The sequence below is a fragment of the Priestia sp. KCTC 13724 genome, assembly GCF_056820425.1.
Genome location: NZ_JBXDLD010000002.1, coordinates 28,957 through 46,430, shown reverse-complemented (window position 1 = coordinate 46,430; position 17,474 = coordinate 28,957). Strand labels below are relative to the sequence as shown.

Below are 17,474 nucleotides of genomic sequence, written 5' to 3'. Positions count from 1 at the left end.
ATAGTAAAAAAATGGATGTTTACTACCTCTGTTCAAGAGTATTCGTTTTTCTTTATAAAAGAAAAAAAAGGAAAAAAAGGAAAAATAATAAAACAGAAAATTCAGTTAAAATTTATGCGACGCTAGTGTAGCAAAACATAAAAAAAACGATCCTATAGGGATCGTTTTTTCGCTTATTATGCAGATAAACCGTTAAGTTTTTGCGCTAAGCGAGATTTTTGACGAGCTGCAGCGTTTTTGTGGATAAGACCTTTTTGTGCAGCCTTGTCTAATTTTTTAGAAGCAACAGAGTATGCTGCTTTTGCATTATCTACATCGTTGTTTTCAACTAAAGCTTCAAAGTTTTTGATAGCAGTACGCATAGCAGATTTTACTTGGATGTTATGTGCACGACGAGCTTCAGCAGTTTTTACACGTTTGATAGCTGATTTAATGTTTGGCATTCGTTTCACCTCCCGAAATTATAACAATCGAGATTATATAGAACTCGACATTTCTTACAATAAGAACAAAGGATATTTTATCAAACCCACGGCTATAATGCAATAGCACCTAAAAGGAATTTTATCGCTCTCGTGCATGAATTAATTAGCAAGAGGTGAAACTAACTTCTATGATAATAGCTGAGGAGGGTCTGCAATGAATGAAAACTTAGACTTAAGTCAATATAGTATTCGCACTGATTTAGCCGTGGAAGCAAGAACGATGGCTGTTGAAGACAATGAAAAGCAAGCCAAGCAGTCTGAGCTTGAAGGCGTTATTTTTAAAGAGAAAGATGTCGATGGAGTAAAGGTATCTTTAGTCGAAATAACTGAACAAGGTGCCCAAACGATTGGAAAGAAAAAAGGTCGCTATCTTACTCTAGAATCTGTTGGAATTCGCGAGCAGGATACCGAAAAGCAGGAAAAGATGGAAGAAGTATTTGCCGAAGAACTAAATCATTTTATAAAAGGCTTGAATATCCCAGATGATGCAAGTTGTTTAGTAGTCGGTCTTGGAAACAGCAGCGTTACTCCGGATGCACTTGGACCAAAGACGGTCGAAAATTTATTAATCACTCGTCATTTATTTGCTCTACAGCCTGAAAGCGTAGAAGAAGGGTTCCGTCCGGTAAGTGCTATTATACCTGGTGTAATGGGGATTACGGGAATTGAAACGAGCGATATTATCTTTGGTGTTGTCCAAAAAGTAAAACCTGACTTTATTATTGCGGTTGATGCTTTAGCAGCTCGTTCAATCGAACGTGTGAACGCAACGATTCAAATTTCAGATTCAGGTATTCATCCCGGCTCTGGAGTTGGAAATAAACGAAAAGAAATTAGCTATGAAACGCTAGGTATTCCAGTAATTGCAATCGGTATACCCACAGTTGTTGATGCGGTATCAATTACAAGCGATACCATTGATTTTATTTTAAAGCATTTTGGACGTGAGATGAATGAACAAGACAAGCCTTCGAAGTCTCTTATCCCTTCCGGAATGACGTTTGGAGAAAAAAAACAGTTAACTGACGAAGATTTACCAAGCGAAGAACATCGTCAAACGTATTTAGGAATGATTGGTACGTTACCTGATGAAGAAAAGCGTCGTTTAATTCATGAGGTGTTAGCGCCGTTAGGTCATAATTTGATGGTTACACCAAAAGAAGTTGACTTATTTATAGAAGAGATGGCCAACGTGGTAGCTGGAGGGCTGAACGCAGCTCTTCACCATGAAGTGGATCAAGGAAACTTTGGATCTTATACTCATTAAAAGTGAATGAAACAAGAAGAAGTATCCCATAATGAATACTACGAAAATGAATAGGTATGTTTAGATGAAAGGAGCATTCTCATGGCGAAATTCATGATGAAGTCGCTGCTGCTAAGCGTTGTGTTATTGTTCGGTGTACTATTAGGGATGCAGACTGCCCAGCAAGGGCTAATTAAGATGAAAGGGTATGATGACCCTAGTATTCAGCAAGTTTTTACAGTTTCTAAAACGAGCGAGGGCGAAGTAGAAGCAGATGTAATGGGCAACAAGCGAGTTGTGGACCTTGAAGAAAAACAAAAGCTACTGGAAGAGCGAAAGGCATTTAACTTTTTTTCTTCAATCGGAAAAAGCTTAGCTAACGGCATACAGGCTGTTATGCAAAAAGCAGTCGAAGCTTTTCATAACCTGTTTGTATAAAACAACAAAGCAGAGCAGCCTTAATGTTTCGCTATACATTAAAGCTGCTCTGCTTTACTATTGAGCTCATCTCTCTCCTTCCTTTGAGAAGTTTATTGAATGTTGACTGATGTGTTGTTATAATTTACTTTAGTGTATTTTGCCGATTTTCAGTAGGAGTGAAAAAATGATGGATAGAGAAGCGAAGTTAAACCGACAGTCGAAAATTAGAAACTTTTCGATTATTGCTCATATAGATCACGGAAAGTCAACATTAGCTGACCGTATTTTAGAAAAAACAAATGCGCTTACGCAGCGCGAAATGAAAGCTCAGCTTTTGGATTCTATGGATTTAGAACGTGAGCGTGGAATTACTATTAAGCTAAATGCTGTTCAGCTTAAGTATAAAGCAAAAGATGGGGAAGAATATATTTTCCATTTAATTGATACTCCAGGGCACGTCGATTTTACATATGAAGTGTCTCGTAGTCTTGCAGCTTGTGAAGGAGCAATTCTTGTAGTGGATGCAGCTCAGGGAATTGAAGCACAAACATTAGCAAACGTATACTTAGCGCTAGATAATGATTTGGAAATCTTACCGGTTATTAATAAAATTGACCTTCCAAGTGCTGAGCCTGAACGCGTACGTCAAGAAGTGGAAGATGTAATTGGCTTAGATGCTTCAGAAGCAGTGCTCGCTTCTGCAAAAGCAGGTATTGGAATTGAAGAGATTTTAGAGCAAATTGTAGAAAAGGTACCTGCTCCTGAAGGCGATCCTGAAGGGCCTTTAAAAGCCTTAATTTTTGATTCATTCTATGATGCGTATCGTGGTGTTGTTGCATCTATTCGTATTGTAGAAGGGTCGGTCAAAACAGGCGATAAAATTCGCATGATGGCAACGGGCAAAGAGTTTGAAGTAACAGAAATTGGTGTATTAACACCAAAAGCAGTTCCACAAGCCCAACTATCTGTTGGAGATGTAGGATATTTAACAGCTGCTATTAAAAACGTAGGAGATACACGCGTAGGGGATACGATTACGCTTGCTAAAAATGGTGCAACTGAACCATTACCAGGTTACCGTCGTTTAAATCCAATGGTATATTGCGGCTTGTATCCAATTGATACAGCAAAATATAATGACTTACGTGAAGCCTTAGAAAAACTGGAGCTGAATGATTCTGCCCTTCAATTTGAACCAGAGACATCTCAAGCATTAGGATTCGGCTTCCGCTGTGGATTCTTAGGCCTGCTTCACATGGAAATTATCCAAGAGCGTATCGAGCGTGAGTTTAAGATTGACTTGATTACAACAGCACCAAGTGTTATCTACGATGTTTACATGACGGATGGCGAGAAAGTATCTGTTGATAACCCGTCTAATATGCCAGACGCTCAAAAGATTGAAAAAGTGGAAGAGCCGTATGTAAAAGCAACGATGATGGTTCCTAATGATTATGTAGGAGCTGTTATGGAGCTTTGTCAGAAGAAGCGCGGTAACTTCATCGGCATGCAGTATTTAGATGCGAATCGAGTGAGCATTGTGTATGAGATTCCGCTAGCTGAAATCGTGTATGATTTCTTTGATCAATTAAAATCAAACACAAAAGGGTATGCATCCTTCGATTACGAATTAATTGGTTACAAAGAATCTAAGCTTGTGAAAATGGATATTTTATTAAATGCAGAAAAAGTCGATGCACTGTCCTTCATCGTGCACCGTGACTCAGCGTACGACCGCGGTAAGATTATCGTAGAGAAGCTTAGAGAGCTGATTCCACGTCAGCAGTTTGAAGTCCCTATTCAGGCAGCTATTGGTCAAAAGATTGTAGCACGTTCAACAATCAAAGCCATTCGTAAAAATGTATTAGCAAAATGTTACGGTGGAGATATTTCTCGTAAGCGTAAGCTTCTTGAGAAACAAAAAGAAGGTAAAAAACGAATGAAGCAAGTCGGATCAGTAGAAGTTCCACAAGAAGCATTCATGGCTGTACTGCGTATGGATGAAGAGTGAGAAATCATTTAATATAAGCAGTTTAGTGTTTTATAACTGATTGATTTGTTACACTATAGCGTAGAGCGATTAAAGACGCGTTACGATAAAAAATACCGCAGAGAGCATCTGCGGTATTTTTATCATTTACTTTAACTATTTTGAGGTGGAAGACGATGATTGAAGCAGCTTACCTGCACATTCCTTTTTGTCATCATATTTGTCACTATTGTGACTTTAATAAAGTATTTTTCAAAAATCAGCCCGTTATGCCCTATCTAGAAAAAATGAGAGATGAGATGAAGCAGACGGTAGAAAGGTATCCAGCTAATGATTTAAAGACGATTTTTGTCGGTGGAGGAACTCCGACAGCCCTTGATGAAAAGCAACTGACGTACTTTTTAGAATCCATTCATGAATCGTTTCCAGTTCATGATGTAAAAGAGTTTACGTTTGAAGCAAATCCTAATGAGCTAACAGAAGAGAAGTTACGAATTTTACATGCGTACGGTGTAGATCGATTGAGCATTGGTGTTCAAACGTTCAATGAACAGCTTCTTGAAAAAATTGGACGTGTTCATAGCAACCAGCAAGCATTTCAAGCTGTTGACGAAGCGAGAAAAATAGGGTTTAGAAATATTAGCTTAGATTTAATGTACAGCTTGCCTGGACAAACGATTTCTGATTTCAAAGAAACGCTTGATATTGCATTTTCACTGGATGTCGAGCATATATCTGCTTATTCTCTTATCATTGAGCCTAAAACCGTATTTTATAACTTAATGAATAAAGGAAAGCTTCGTGTGCCTTCTCAAGACGATGAAACGTTTATGTACGAGATGTTAATGGATGAGATGGATAAGCATGGATATTCTCAGTATGAAATTAGCAATTTTGCTCGTTCAGGCTACGAAAGCCTCCATAACCTGACGTATTGGGATAATAATGATTACTACGGGATAGGAGCGGGAGCTCATAGCTACATTGATGGAATTAGACGATCGAATATTGCACCGTTAAAAAAATATATGCAGGCCGTTACTGAAACGAATCATGCTTATTTAGATGAAATTTCTGTTTCAAAAGTGGAAAGAATGGAAGAAGAGATGTTTCTAGGATTGCGTAAAACAAATGGTGTTAACAAAGCTAGCTTTTACGAAAAGTATAAAGTTGAAATGAATGATGTTTTTTCTGAGCCAATAAAAGAATATACAAACAAAGGATTGCTGGAACAAACCGAAAGTTCGCTGCGACTAACAAAAAAAGGGCGCTTTTTAGGAAATGAGGTATTCCAGGCATTTATTGGTGGAATCTAATCGTTGACATGACCCATAATGATTTGGTAATTTATTATTAGATTTAGCACTCAAGCTTTTAGAGTGCTAACAGAGGTGATGAAACGTGCTTACTGATCGACAACTATTAATTTTACAAGTCATAATTGATGATTTTATTCGATCTGCACAGCCTGTTGGCTCTCGTACACTTTCTAAAAAAAGTGAAATTAACTTTAGTTCAGCAACAATTCGCAATGAAATGTCTGATTTAGAAGAGCTGGGCTTTATTGAAAAAACTCATACATCTTCAGGGCGCGTTCCATCCGAAAAAGGATATCGCTATTATGTGGATCATTTGTTATCTCCGCAGCTATTAACGAATGAAGATATTTCAACAGTTAAGTCTCTCTTTGCTGAACGAGTTGTTGAACTGGAAGAGATTGTGCAAAAATCTGCTCAAATTTTATCAGACTTAACAAGCTTAACGTCCATTGTGCTTGGCCCTAAAGCAGTAACGAATAAGCTCAAGCAGCTGCAGATTTTGCCGTTAACTGAGGAGTCAGCCGTTGCTATTATTGTTACAGATACAGGTCACGTACAGCATCGTACCATTACTTTACCTACTGGTATTGGCGCATCAGATATTGAGAAGATGGTCAATATTTTAAACGATAAGCTAGTAGGCGTTCGGATTACTGAGCTACATGATAAGATGTATAAAGAAGTAGCTTTATTGTTAAAAAATCATATTCGAGGGTATAAAGAAACGATGACGATTTTAAGCGATACGTTAAAGCTGAATACAAGCGGTAAAATGGTTATCGGTGGAAAAACGAATATGTTTGCTCAGCCTGAGTTTCATAACATTGATAAAATTCGTGATTTATTCACTATTATTGAACATGAAAAAGAGTTTTCACAGCTTTTAACGTCTAGTGAATCTGGTATTCACGTTAAAATTGGCCGTGAGAATGAAGTAAACGAAATGGCTGATTGTAGTTTAATTACTGCTACGTATTCGTTTGGTGAAGAACAAATTGGTACCATTGCTTTATTAGGACCGACTCGTATGGAATATGCGCGAGCTATTAGCTTAATGACATTGTTATCTTCTGACATGTCTCGTTTATTAACGAATTTATACAAGCAATAAAAAATAAAAGGAAAGTGCTGGAAGTCATTGCTTCCTGTCTTTCCTATGATAAAATAGACAGCAGCATGAACGTGCTCTAACTTTAAGGAGGTGAAGGAATTGTCAAACGAAAAGCAAGTAGAGGATGTAGTAGAAGAAACTGTAGATACAGAAGTTCAGCAAGAAGAGACTGTTGAAGAATCTGGAGAAGAATCTGTAGAAGCTACTCTTCAAACAGAAATTGACCAATTAAAGCAACAGCTTGAAGAACAGGAAAATAGATATGTACGTCTACAAGCTGATTTCGATAATTTCCGTCGTCGTTCTCGTCTTGATGCAGAAGCAGCACAGAAATATCGTGCTCAATCTTTAGTGGCAGATATCTTACCAGCACTAGATAACTTTGATCGTGCTCTACAGGTGAACACAGAAGATGAGAATACGAAGTCTGTGATGAAAGGTGTAGAGATGGTCTACCGTCAATTAGTTGAGGCACTTCAAAAAGAAGGTGTTGAGGCAATTGAATCTGTAGGGAAACCATTCGATCCTTATGAACATCAGGCTGTTATGCAAGTAGAAGATGAGGCGTATGAACCAAATACAGTCGTAGAAGAACTTCAAAAAGGGTATAAACTAAAGGATAAAATTATTCGCCCTGCAATGGTAAAAGTAAACCAATAAAACTATTACATAAAACAAGGAGGTTATTTTATATGAGTAAAATCATTGGTATCGATTTAGGTACAACGAACTCTTGTGTCGCTGTTTTAGAAGGCGGCGAGCCAAAAGTAATCCCAAATCCAGAAGGAAATCGTACAACACCATCTGTTGTTGCGTTTAAAAACGGTGAGCGTCAAGTTGGGGAAGTAGCAAAGCGTCAAGCAATTACAAACCCAAACACAATCATCTCAATTAAACGTCATATGGGTACAGATTACAAAGTAGAAGCTGAAGGGAAAGAGTATACACCTCAAGAAATGTCAGCAATTATTCTTCAACATTTAAAAGGATATGCAGAAGAATACTTAGGTGAGCCTGTAACAAAAGCGGTTATTACAGTTCCTGCATACTTTAACGATGCTCAGCGTCAAGCAACAAAAGATGCTGGTAAAATTGCTGGTTTAGAAGTTGAGCGTATCATCAACGAACCAACAGCAGCTGCTCTTGCATACGGATTAGAAAAAACAGACGAAGATCAAACTGTACTAGTATATGACTTAGGTGGAGGTACGTTTGACGTATCGATTCTAGAACTAGGCGATGGTGTATTCGAAGTACGCTCAACTGCTGGTGACAACCGTCTTGGTGGAGATGATTTTGACCAAGTAATCATCGACTACTTAGTAGCTGAGTTTAAAAAAGAAAATGGCATTGATTTAGCTAAAGATAAAATGGCGCTTCAACGTCTAAAAGATGCTGCTGAAAAAGCGAAGAAAGATTTATCTGGTGTAACTTCTACACAAGTTTCATTACCATTTATCACAGCTGGCGAAGCTGGACCACTTCACTTAGAAGTAACGCTATCACGCGCGAAGTTTGAAGAGTTATCTGCAGACCTAGTAGAGCGTACAATGGCTCCAGTACGTCAAGCATTACAAGATGCTGGTCTTTCTGCAAGTGAACTAGATAAAGTTATTTTAGTTGGTGGTTCTACTCGTATTCCAGCTGTACAAGAAGCAATTAAAAAAGAAACTGGTAAAGAGCCTCATAAAGGCGTAAATCCTGATGAAGTTGTTGCTTTAGGTGCAGCAATTCAAGGTGGCGTATTAACTGGTGATGTAAAAGACGTAGTATTACTAGATGTAACGCCATTATCTCTAGGAATTGAAACAATGGGTGGCGTATTTACAAAGCTAATTGAGCGAAACACAACAATTCCTACAAGTAAATCACAAGTATTCTCAACGGCAGCTGATAACCAAACGGCTGTAGACATTCATGTGCTTCAAGGTGAACGTCCAATGTCAGCTGACAACAAAACGTTAGGTCGTTTCCAATTAACGGACATTCCACCAGCTCCACGTGGTGTACCTCAAATTGAAGTAAGTTTTGATATTGATAAAAACGGTATCGTAAACGTACGTGCAAAAGATTTAGGTACAAATAAAGAGCAAGCAATTACAATCAAGTCTTCTACTGGTTTATCAGATGATGAAATCGAACGCATGGTAAAAGAAGCAGAAGATAATGCGGATGCAGATAAAAAGCGTAAAGAAGAAGTTGAATTACGCAATGAAGCAGATCAACTTGTATTTACAACTGAAAAAACGTTGAAAGACCTTGAAGGTAAGGTTGAAGAAGCGGAAGTAACAAAAGCTAACGAAGCAAAAGATGCGTTAAAAGCTGCAATTGAAAAGAATGACCTTGAAGAAATCAAAGCGAAAAAAGATGAACTTCAAGAGGTTGTTCAAACTCTAACGGTGAAAATGTACGAGCAAGCTCAACAAGCAGCTGGTGGCGAAGGCGCTCAAAACGATGATGTTGTAGATGCAGAGTTTGAAGAAGTAAACGACGATAAAAAATAATGCATCTTGACGACTAATGTGAAGGACGCCACGGTGCAATTCACAGGATTTCAAAAGTCAAAGTCAAGCTATCTCTTGGCTTTGACTTTTTTAACGTACAAAAATAGCAATTCACAATAGGTTCGGTGTGTTGCTTAACTTTTCTGTTGCGATGGAAAGATTAATGATGATACAATTACGTTTATGTGAAACGATTCGGGAGTGAGTATTGATGAGTAAGCGAGATTACTATGAAGTACTCGGCATCAGCAAAGGCGCTACAAAAGATGAAATTAAAAAAGCGTACCGTAAGCTTTCAAAAAAATATCATCCAGATATTAATAAAGCCGAGGATGCTGCAGAGCAATTTAAAGAAGTCAAAGAAGCATATGAAGTATTGAGTGATGATCAAAAGAAAGCACACTATGATCAATTTGGTCATACTGATCCAAATCAAGGCTTTGGTGGTTTTGGCGGCGAATCAGACTTTGGCGGCTTTGGCTTTGAAGATATTTTTAGTTCAATCTTTGGTGGTGGAGGTCGTAGAAGAGACCCTAATGCGCCAAGACAAGGTGCCGATTTACAATATACGATGACGTTATCGTTTGAAGAAGCGGTATTTGGGAAAGAAACAACAATTGAAATTCCTCGTGAAGAAACATGTGACACATGTAATGGGTCAGGTGCAAAGCCAGGTACAAAAGTAAGCACATGTTCACACTGTAACGGTTCTGGGCAATTAAATGTGGAACAAAACACGCCGTTTGGTCGTGTAGTAAACCGTCGTGCTTGCCATCATTGTAATGGAACTGGTAAGAAAATTGAGCAGAAATGTTCAACATGTCACGGAGAAGGAAAAGTAACAAAACGTCGCAAAATTAATGTGAAAATTCCAGCTGGTGTGGATGATGGTCAACAGCTTCGCGTGAGTGGCCAAGGAGAACCTGGTGCAAATGGCGGTCCATCTGGAGACTTATACGTTGTGTTTAACGTTCGATCACATGAACTCTTTGAGCGTGACGGTGATGATATTTATTGTGAAATGCCGTTAACCTTTGCACAAGCCGCACTGGGAGATGAAGTGGAAGTACCGACGCTGCATGGAAAAGTAAAGTTGAAAATTCCTGCAGGTACGCAAACGGGTACGAGGTTCCGACTAAAAGGGAAAGGTGTAGCAAACGTTCGAGGATATGGTCAGGGTGACCAGCATATTCACGTGCGCGTTGTTACACCAACAAAGCTTTCTGAGAAACAAAAACAATTGATCCGAGAATTCGCAGAATTAAGCGGACAAGAAGCAGTTGATGAGCAGCACGATTCTTTCTTTGCAAAAGTAAAGAGAGCAATTAAAGGCGAATAGTAAACACTGACAGGTTGGTAAAATGCTTTACCAACCTGTCAGCTGTCATAAAACAAAATGAAGTGAAAAAATAGAAGGGATGAAGTTGGTAGAGATGAAATGGTCTGAAATTTGTATTCATACGACACAGGAAGCGATTGAACCAATCTCACATATTTTACATGAATCAGGAGCGAGCGGTGTTGTAATCGAAGATCCTGCAGATTTAATAAAAGAAAGGGATACAACTTTTGGGGAAATCTACCAGCTTAATGCCGATGATTACCCTGAAGAAGGCGTAATTGTAAAAGCATACCTTCCTGTAAATAGCTTCTTAGGTGAGACGGTTGAAGGTATTAAAGAGGCTATTAACGGCCTGTTAGTTTATGACTTTGATTTAGGTGCAAACAAGGTGACAATCAGTGAGGTAAATGAAGAAGAGTGGGCAACTGCATGGAAGAAATATTATCATCCTGTAAAAATATCTGAGCGTTTTACAATTGTCCCTACTTGGGAAAACTATGAAAAAGTCAACACAGATGAATTAATTATTGAATTAGATCCAGGGATGGCGTTTGGAACAGGGACCCACCCAACAACGGTCATGTCTTTGCAAGGACTTGAACGAACGGTTAAAGAAAATGATACGGTTATCGATGTTGGAACAGGTTCTGGCGTTTTAAGTATTGGTGCAGCAATGCTTGGAGCAAAATCTGTAAGAGCACTTGATCTTGATGAAGTAGCCGTTCGTTCTGCTCGTTTAAACGTAAAGCTAAACAAAGTGCAAGATGCTGTAACGGTTGCTCAAAATAACCTTTTAAATAATATTGAAGGTCCTGTAGACGTTGTTGTTGCAAATATTTTAGCAGAAATTATTGTTCGTTTTGTTGACGATGCATATGCGGTTCTGAAGCCAGGCGGTTCATTTATTACATCAGGCATAATTAGTGCCAAGAAAGAAGAAGTAAAAGAAGCGCTTGTGAAGGCTGGATTTGTTATTGAAGAAGTAACAATGATGGAAGATTGGGTAGCTATTATTGCGACTAAACAAGCTTGATAAGTGAGAAGGTGTAGCTGTGCAACGTTATTTTCTAAAAAATGATCAATTTGTTGATAAAACGGTGAGAATTACTGAATCAGATGCTCACCACATTCAGCGAGTGATGAGAATGTCAGAAGGAGAACGTATTATTTGTTGCAATGAAAATGGACAAGCGGCTCTCTGTGAGATTGAAATGATTTCCACTGACGAAATCCAAGGATCTATTATAGAATGGCTAAGTGAAGAAAAAGAAATGCCTGTGACAGTTACGATTGTGAGCGGGTTGCCTAAAGGGGATAAGCTTGAGCTTATTATTCAAAAAGGGACAGAACTTGGCGCAACGAGGTTTATCCCTTTTATTGCGGATCGCTCCATTGTGAAATGGGACGAGAAAAAAGGTAAAAAGAAATTAGAGCGATGGAACAAAATTGCAAAGGAAGCTGCAGAGCAATCTCATCGTACCATAGTGCCAGCTGTTGACAGTCCGATGACTTTAAAACAGCTCGTTGCAGCAAGCGACTGTACGCATAAAATTGTAGCGTATGAAGAAGTAGCTAAGCAAGGTGAGTCTTCTAATTTGCATCATGTTTTATCTAATCTACAGCCAGGTGATTCGCTTTTGGTTGTTATTGGACCAGAAGGTGGACTCACAGAACAAGAAGTTGCGTTTTTAGAAGAACATCAATTTATTAAATGTGGATTCGGTCCTCGAATTTTACGTGCAGAAACAGCACCGCTATACGTGCTATCTGCTATTTCATATCAAACTGAGTTAATGGGGTGAACACAATGCCAACAGTTGCTTTCCACACGTTAGGGTGTAAAGTGAATCACTATGAAACAGAAGCTATTTGGCAGTTGTTTAAAGGAGCTAACTACGATCGCGTAGAATATGAACAAACTGCTGATGTATATGTTATCAATACCTGTACGGTAACGAACACAGGTGATAAAAAAAGTCGCCAAGTAATTCGTCGTGCAATTCGTAAAAATCCAGATGCTGTTATTTGTGTAACAGGATGTTACGCACAAACATCACCAGCAGAAATAATGGCGATTCCTGGCGTTGATATCGTTGTAGGTACACAAGATCGCGTGAAGATGCTAGATTACATTGAACAATTTAAACAAGAGCGCCAGCCGATTAACGGCGTAGGAAATATCATGAAAACACGCGTATATGAAGAATTAGACGTACCAGCTTTCACGGACCGTACGCGTGCATCCTTGAAAATCCAAGAAGGCTGTAACAATTTCTGTACGTTTTGTATCATTCCTTGGGCAAGAGGTTTAATGCGTTCACGCGATCCAAAAGAAGTTGTAGCGCAAGCTCAACAATTAGTAGATGCTGGTTATAAAGAGATTGTTTTAACGGGAATTCATACGGGTGGCTACGGTGAAGATATGAAAGATTATAATCTTGCACAGCTATTACGTGATTTAGAGTCTCAAGTAAAAGGATTAAAACGCATCCGTATTTCATCAATTGAAGCTAGTCAGATTACAGACGAAGTTATCGACGTGTTGGATAAATCTGAAATGGTTGTTCGTCATTTACACGTGCCCCTTCAGTCCGGGTCAAATACGGTGTTAAAACGCATGCGTCGTAAGTACACAATGGAATTCTTTGGAGAGCGTTTGACACGCTTAAAAGAAGCGTTACCTGGACTTGCGATTACATCTGATGTAATTGTAGGATTCCCTGGTGAAACAGAAGAAGAGTTTATGGAAACATACAACTTCATTAAAGAGCATAAATTCTCAGAGCTTCACGTGTTCCCATACTCTAAGCGTACAGGTACACCTGCTGCTCGCATGGATGACCAAATTGATGAAGAAGTGAAAAACGAGCGCGTACATCGCTTAATCGAGCTTTCAAATCAACTGGCGAAAGAGTATGCTTCAGAATTTGAAGGTGAAGTATTGGAAGTTATTCCGGAAGAACGTTACAAAGAAGAATCAAATAGCAATCTGTACGTTGGTTACACGGATAACTATTTGAAAGTAGTGTTCCCAGCAACGGAAGAAATGGTTGGAAAGCTTGTGAAAGTAAAAATTTCTAAAGCTGGTTACCCATATAACGAAGGTGAGTTTGTACGTGTGATGGACGATGTAGAAATGCCAGCAGATCGCGTTAAACTAAGTTCTTAATTTCAAAAAGCACACGCAGGTTTGGAAGATAAAGAAAGCCTGCGTGTGCAAGTTTTATAATTGATTGAGAAAATGGGTATGGTTTAATAAGTGAATTCATAAAATACAATTGAATGGGTTTATTACTTTATTTAAACTGGTTGACCTTAAGAGTTCATTATATTATAATGGCAAAAGACATGTCTAACACATGTCATTATGATGTTAGTGGTTTTGTTCGGAGGGAGGGAATTAGAATGTCAAAAACAGTTGTTCGTAAAAACGAATCGCTTGAAGATGCTCTTCGTCGCTTCAAACGTTCAGTTTCAAAAACTGGTACGTTACAAGAAGCAAGAAAGCGCGAATTCTATGAAAAGCCTAGCGTAAAGCGTAAGAAGAAATCTGAAGCTGCTAGAAAGCGCAAGTTTTAATAAGAGGGTGGATTTATTATGAGTCTTCTCGAGCGTTTAAATAGTGATATGAAGCAAGCGATGAAAAACAAAGAGAAAGAGAAGCTAACTGTGATTCGCATGGTAAAAGCATCTCTTCAAAATGAAGCCATTAAGTTGGGCCACGATCTAACTGAAGCAGACGAGTTGACGGTTATTTCTCGCGAATTCAAACAACGTAAAGACTCCCTCCATGAATTTGAGAAAGCAGGTCGTCAAGATCTTGTTGATAAAATTCATTCTGAATTAGTTATATTAGAAGCTTATGCGCCTAAGCAACTAAGTGAAGAAGAGTTAAGCGAATTGATTAAAGCAACGATTGAAGAAACGCAGTCTTCCTCTAAAGCTGATATGGGGAAAGTTATGGGAGCGCTTATGCCTAAAGTGAAAGGTAAAGCTGATGGCTCTCTTGTAAATAAGCTTGTTCTTCAACACTTATCGTAAAAAACACCTTACACACGTAAGGTGTTTTTTATATGTTATAGGTTCATATTCATACATAAAAAGTTTCAAAAACTTGAAACTATTTGTAAAGTTAATCGTATAAGAAGATAAGCACTCATATGATGCAAAGAGAGGAGGGGTGATAGAATAAGTGAAAAAAATAACTGTAAGCATCATTGTCGCTACGTTTATCATACTTTGTTTCTTGCCACAAGCCTTCACTGCTAGTTCAGAGAAAGTATATGTCATTCCAGTTGAGGATACAGTTGAAAAAGGACTTCTCGCTTTTTTAAACCGTAGTATTAAAGAAGCAGAAACCGAAAAGGCAGATTTAATTGTGTTAGATATTAATACGCCTGGTGGGGCCGTAGATGCTGCTTCTGATATTGGAAAAAGTATTACAAAAACGGATATTCCCATTGTTGCGCTCGTCAATAAAAAAGCATTATCCGCAGGAGCATACATTGCCTTAAATGCGGATGAAATTTATATGACTCCTGGATCAACAATGGGTTCTGCAGCTGTTATTGATGGGTCAGGTAACGCAGCGGACGACAAAGCACAGTCTTATTGGCTATCAGCGATGAAAAGCGCCGCTGAGCAAAATGGACGCGACCCAAAATATGCAATGGCAATGGCAGATAAATCGATTGAGCTGCCAGAGCTGGACATAACGAATAAAGAACTGCTAACGCTGACTCCTAAACAAGCGGAAGACGTACAATATTCTGAAGGAACAGTTGCTAATTTAAATGAGCTATTAGATAAATTAGGCTATGAAAATTCGGATGTGATTACAACAAAGGTTAGCTGGGCAGAGCATATCGCTCGCTTCGTTACCAATCCAGTAGTCGTACCAATTTTGCTGTCGATAGGAGGACTAGGTTTAGTGATTGAGCTTTATACGCCAACGTTTGGTTTAGCTGGTTCCATGGGAATTGGTGCGCTACTTCTATTCTTTTATGGTCATCTGGTAGCGGGATTAGCAGGAATGGAAGCAATTATTGTATTTATTATTGGAATTGTTCTTCTGCTTTTAGAGCTTTTCTTACCAGGTGGAATATTAGGAATAATTGGGTTAGGGGCTATTTTTGTTAGTTTCTTTCTCACTACGGATAACTACGTGCAAATGGGAGTGTCGTTAATCATTGCTTGTGCTGTTGCTTTGGGAGGAGCGTTTGTTATGATGAAATTTTTTGGTAAGAGAATGAAAACGTTGAGAAAGATGGTATTAAGTGACTCACTTAATACAGAGTCGGGTTATGTTTCTAACCAAAATCGTTATGAATTGATCGGTAAAGAAGGGGTAACAATTACACCACTTCGACCATCTGGTACAGTTTCAATCAATGATGAATACATCGACGTAGTATCAGAGGGGAATTATTTAGCAAAAGATGTTAAAGTGAAAGTGATGAAAGTAGAAGGATCACGAGTTGTGGTACGAAAAGTGAAAGACTTACCAACCGAGGAGGAAGTTAAATAATGGAACCAGGTAGCTTATTATTTTTTGTTGCAATTGGCTTAGGCATTATACTATTAGCCGTATTCTTTACGTTTGTACCGGTAATGCTGTGGATTTCAGCATTAGCAGCAGGTGTACGTATTAGTATCTTTACACTAGTCGGAATGAGATTACGTCGCGTTATCCCGTCTCGCGTTGTAAATCCATTAATTAAAGCAAGTAAAGCTGGACTGGATGTTTCGACAAATCAGCTAGAGAGCCACTACTTAGCAGGTGGTAACGTTGACCGCGTGGTTAATGCGTTAATTGCTGCTCAGCGTGCAAACATTGAACTACCATTTGAACGTGGAGCTGCGATTGACTTAGCGGGTCGTAATGTGTTAGAAGCTGTTCAAATGAGCGTTAATCCAAAAGTAATTGAAACACCTTTTATTTCAGGTGTGGCGATGGATGGTATTGAAGTAAAAGCAAAAGCTCGTATTACAGTACGTGCAAACATTGACCGTTTAGTAGGGGGAGCTGGAGAAGAAACAGTTATTGCCCGTGTCGGTGAAGGGATTGTTTCTACAATTGGTTCTCAGCAAGATCATAAAAAGGTATTAGAAAACCCAGATATGATTTCACAAACAGTTTTAACAAAAGGGTTGGATTCAGGAACAGCCTTTGAAATTCTATCAATTGATATTGCAGATATCGATATCGGTAAAAACATTGGTGCAGTCCTTCAAATTGACCAAGCGGAAGCTGACAAAAACATTGCACAAGCAAAAGCGGAAGAGCGCCGTGCAATGGCTGTAGCACAAGAACAAGAAATGCGTGCAAAAGTAGAAGAGATGCGTGCAAAAGTAGTAGAAGCGGAAGCGGAAGTTCCGTTAGCGATGGCAGAAGCACTGCGCTCTGGTAACCTTGGCGTGATGGATTATATGAATATCCGAAACATTGATGCAGACACGGACATGAGAGATTCTATCGGCAAAATGGGACAGGATGACGAAGAGAAATAAGGAGGGCTCTCCTCATGAACATAATTCAAGGCATATTTGAATTTATTATCGGACATCTCTTTCTTGTTATCATCGTCGGAGGCTTTATTTTAAACGTTATTCAACGTTATATTGGTTCAGGGGCAGAAGAGGAAGAAAAACGCCCACAGCGCCAGCCAATGCCTCCTGTTGGTAATCCTACTTCTAGAGAAGAGAGAAATCGACCAAAACGAATACCCTATCGTCCTTCTGAGCGCAACAAAAAAGAAACGGTAGTAGAAGCTAAGAAAGATATGAAAGAAGAGGCTCAAGCCGTTCGGAATGAGCTTCAGGAAAAGCTTGAACAATTAAAGACTCAAAGAGAAATACCAAAGCGAGCTGAAACGAGCTCAGTTTCATCTATCGACAAAAAGCAGGATACATCTACTCGTCCCGTTGTGTTTTCGAAGAAAGCAGCAATTCAAGGTGTTATTTGGTCGGAAGTACTAGGACCGCCAAAGTCGAAAAGACGAAGTTATAAAAGATAAATAGATGTGATACATTAACCCCCTTTCTCATAAACATGAGA

At 38.9% G+C, this 17,474-nt stretch carries 17 protein-coding genes; 16 read left to right on the top strand and 1 reads right to left on the bottom strand.

What is annotated here, in order from left to right; genetic code table 11:
• Positions 1-176 precede the first annotated feature (176 nt).
• Positions 177-443: a 30S ribosomal protein S20 gene (gene rpsT, locus AC1UFB_RS00320; protein WP_025911665.1), complete on the bottom strand. Its 267-nt coding sequence runs from the start codon at positions 441-443 to the stop codon at positions 177-179.
• A 196-nt stretch (positions 444-639) separates the two neighbouring features.
• Between rpsT and gpr the strand changes: the two genes are divergently transcribed.
• The 16 genes from gpr to AC1UFB_RS00240 all read left to right on the top strand — a co-directional run bounded on the left by gpr (position 640) and on the right by AC1UFB_RS00240 (position 17,433).
• Complete coding sequence (gene gpr, locus AC1UFB_RS00315) at positions 640-1,752, top strand: GPR endopeptidase (RefSeq protein WP_062954402.1); 1,113 nt, start codon at positions 640-642, stop codon at positions 1,750-1,752.
• An 81-nt stretch (positions 1,753-1,833) separates the two neighbouring features.
• The gene (locus tag AC1UFB_RS00310) at positions 1,834-2,169 is read left to right on the top strand and encodes a DUF3679 domain-containing protein (RefSeq protein ID WP_025911662.1); all 336 of its coding nucleotides are present in this window, start codon (positions 1,834-1,836) and stop codon (positions 2,167-2,169) included.
• 166 nt (positions 2,170-2,335) lie between these two features.
• Positions 2,336-4,162 (top strand): translation elongation factor 4, encoded by a 1,827-nt coding sequence (gene lepA, locus AC1UFB_RS00305; protein WP_100346803.1) that lies wholly within the window; start codon positions 2,336-2,338, stop codon positions 4,160-4,162.
• A gap of 155 nt (positions 4,163-4,317) precedes the next feature.
• On the top strand, positions 4,318-5,457 hold the full coding sequence (hemW, locus tag AC1UFB_RS00300) for a radical SAM family heme chaperone HemW (RefSeq protein WP_328100989.1): 1,140 nt from the start codon (positions 4,318-4,320) through the stop codon (positions 5,455-5,457).
• 85 nt (positions 5,458-5,542) lie between these two features.
• On the top strand, positions 5,543-6,571 hold the full coding sequence (hrcA, locus tag AC1UFB_RS00295; protein ID WP_025911656.1) for a heat-inducible transcriptional repressor HrcA: 1,029 nt from the start codon (positions 5,543-5,545) through the stop codon (positions 6,569-6,571).
• 99 nt (positions 6,572-6,670) lie between these two features.
• Positions 6,671-7,231 carry a nucleotide exchange factor GrpE gene (gene grpE, locus AC1UFB_RS00290; protein WP_062687054.1) on the top strand — a complete coding sequence of 187 codons (561 nt, stop codon included), beginning with the start codon at positions 6,671-6,673 and terminating at the stop codon, positions 7,229-7,231.
• A gap of 32 nt (positions 7,232-7,263) precedes the next feature.
• The gene (gene dnaK / locus AC1UFB_RS00285) at positions 7,264-9,075 is read left to right on the top strand and encodes a molecular chaperone DnaK (RefSeq protein WP_062687056.1); all 1,812 of its coding nucleotides are present in this window, start codon (positions 7,264-7,266) and stop codon (positions 9,073-9,075) included.
• Positions 9,076-9,286: 211 nt separating this feature from the next.
• Entirely contained in the window at positions 9,287-10,414 is a 1,128-nt protein-coding gene (dnaJ, locus tag AC1UFB_RS00280) for a molecular chaperone DnaJ (RefSeq protein ID WP_062687058.1), read from the top strand.
• Between the two features lie 94 nt (positions 10,415-10,508).
• The gene (prmA, locus tag AC1UFB_RS00275) at positions 10,509-11,450 is read left to right on the top strand and encodes a 50S ribosomal protein L11 methyltransferase (RefSeq protein ID WP_061784773.1); all 942 of its coding nucleotides are present in this window, start codon (positions 10,509-10,511) and stop codon (positions 11,448-11,450) included.
• 19 nt (positions 11,451-11,469) lie between these two features.
• Positions 11,470-12,219 (top strand): 16S rRNA (uracil(1498)-N(3))-methyltransferase, encoded by a 750-nt coding sequence (locus tag AC1UFB_RS00270; protein WP_061784763.1) that lies wholly within the window; start codon positions 11,470-11,472, stop codon positions 12,217-12,219.
• Between the two features lie 5 nt (positions 12,220-12,224).
• Positions 12,225-13,586 (top strand): tRNA (N(6)-L-threonylcarbamoyladenosine(37)-C(2))-methylthiotransferase MtaB, encoded by a 1,362-nt coding sequence (gene mtaB, locus AC1UFB_RS00265; RefSeq protein WP_025911646.1) that lies wholly within the window; start codon positions 12,225-12,227, stop codon positions 13,584-13,586.
• 236 nt (positions 13,587-13,822) lie between these two features.
• On the top strand, positions 13,823-13,996 hold the full coding sequence (gene rpsU / locus AC1UFB_RS00260; protein WP_003152957.1) for a 30S ribosomal protein S21: 174 nt from the start codon (positions 13,823-13,825) through the stop codon (positions 13,994-13,996).
• Positions 13,997-14,014: 18 nt separating this feature from the next.
• On the top strand, positions 14,015-14,458 hold the full coding sequence (locus AC1UFB_RS00255; protein ID WP_025911644.1) for a GatB/YqeY domain-containing protein: 444 nt from the start codon (positions 14,015-14,017) through the stop codon (positions 14,456-14,458).
• A 151-nt stretch (positions 14,459-14,609) separates the two neighbouring features.
• The gene (locus AC1UFB_RS00250) at positions 14,610-15,944 is read left to right on the top strand and encodes an NfeD family protein (RefSeq protein WP_061784762.1); all 1,335 of its coding nucleotides are present in this window, start codon (positions 14,610-14,612) and stop codon (positions 15,942-15,944) included.
• Positions 15,944-16,927: a flotillin-like protein FloA gene (gene floA, locus AC1UFB_RS00245; RefSeq protein WP_100346805.1), complete on the top strand. Its 984-nt coding sequence runs from the start codon at positions 15,944-15,946 to the stop codon at positions 16,925-16,927. The genes AC1UFB_RS00250 and floA overlap by 1 nt, the downstream gene beginning before the upstream one ends.
• Positions 16,928-16,941: 14 nt before the next feature.
• Positions 16,942-17,433: a hypothetical protein gene (locus AC1UFB_RS00240; protein WP_283880275.1), complete on the top strand. Its 492-nt coding sequence runs from the start codon at positions 16,942-16,944 to the stop codon at positions 17,431-17,433.
• Positions 17,434-17,474 lie beyond the last annotated feature (41 nt).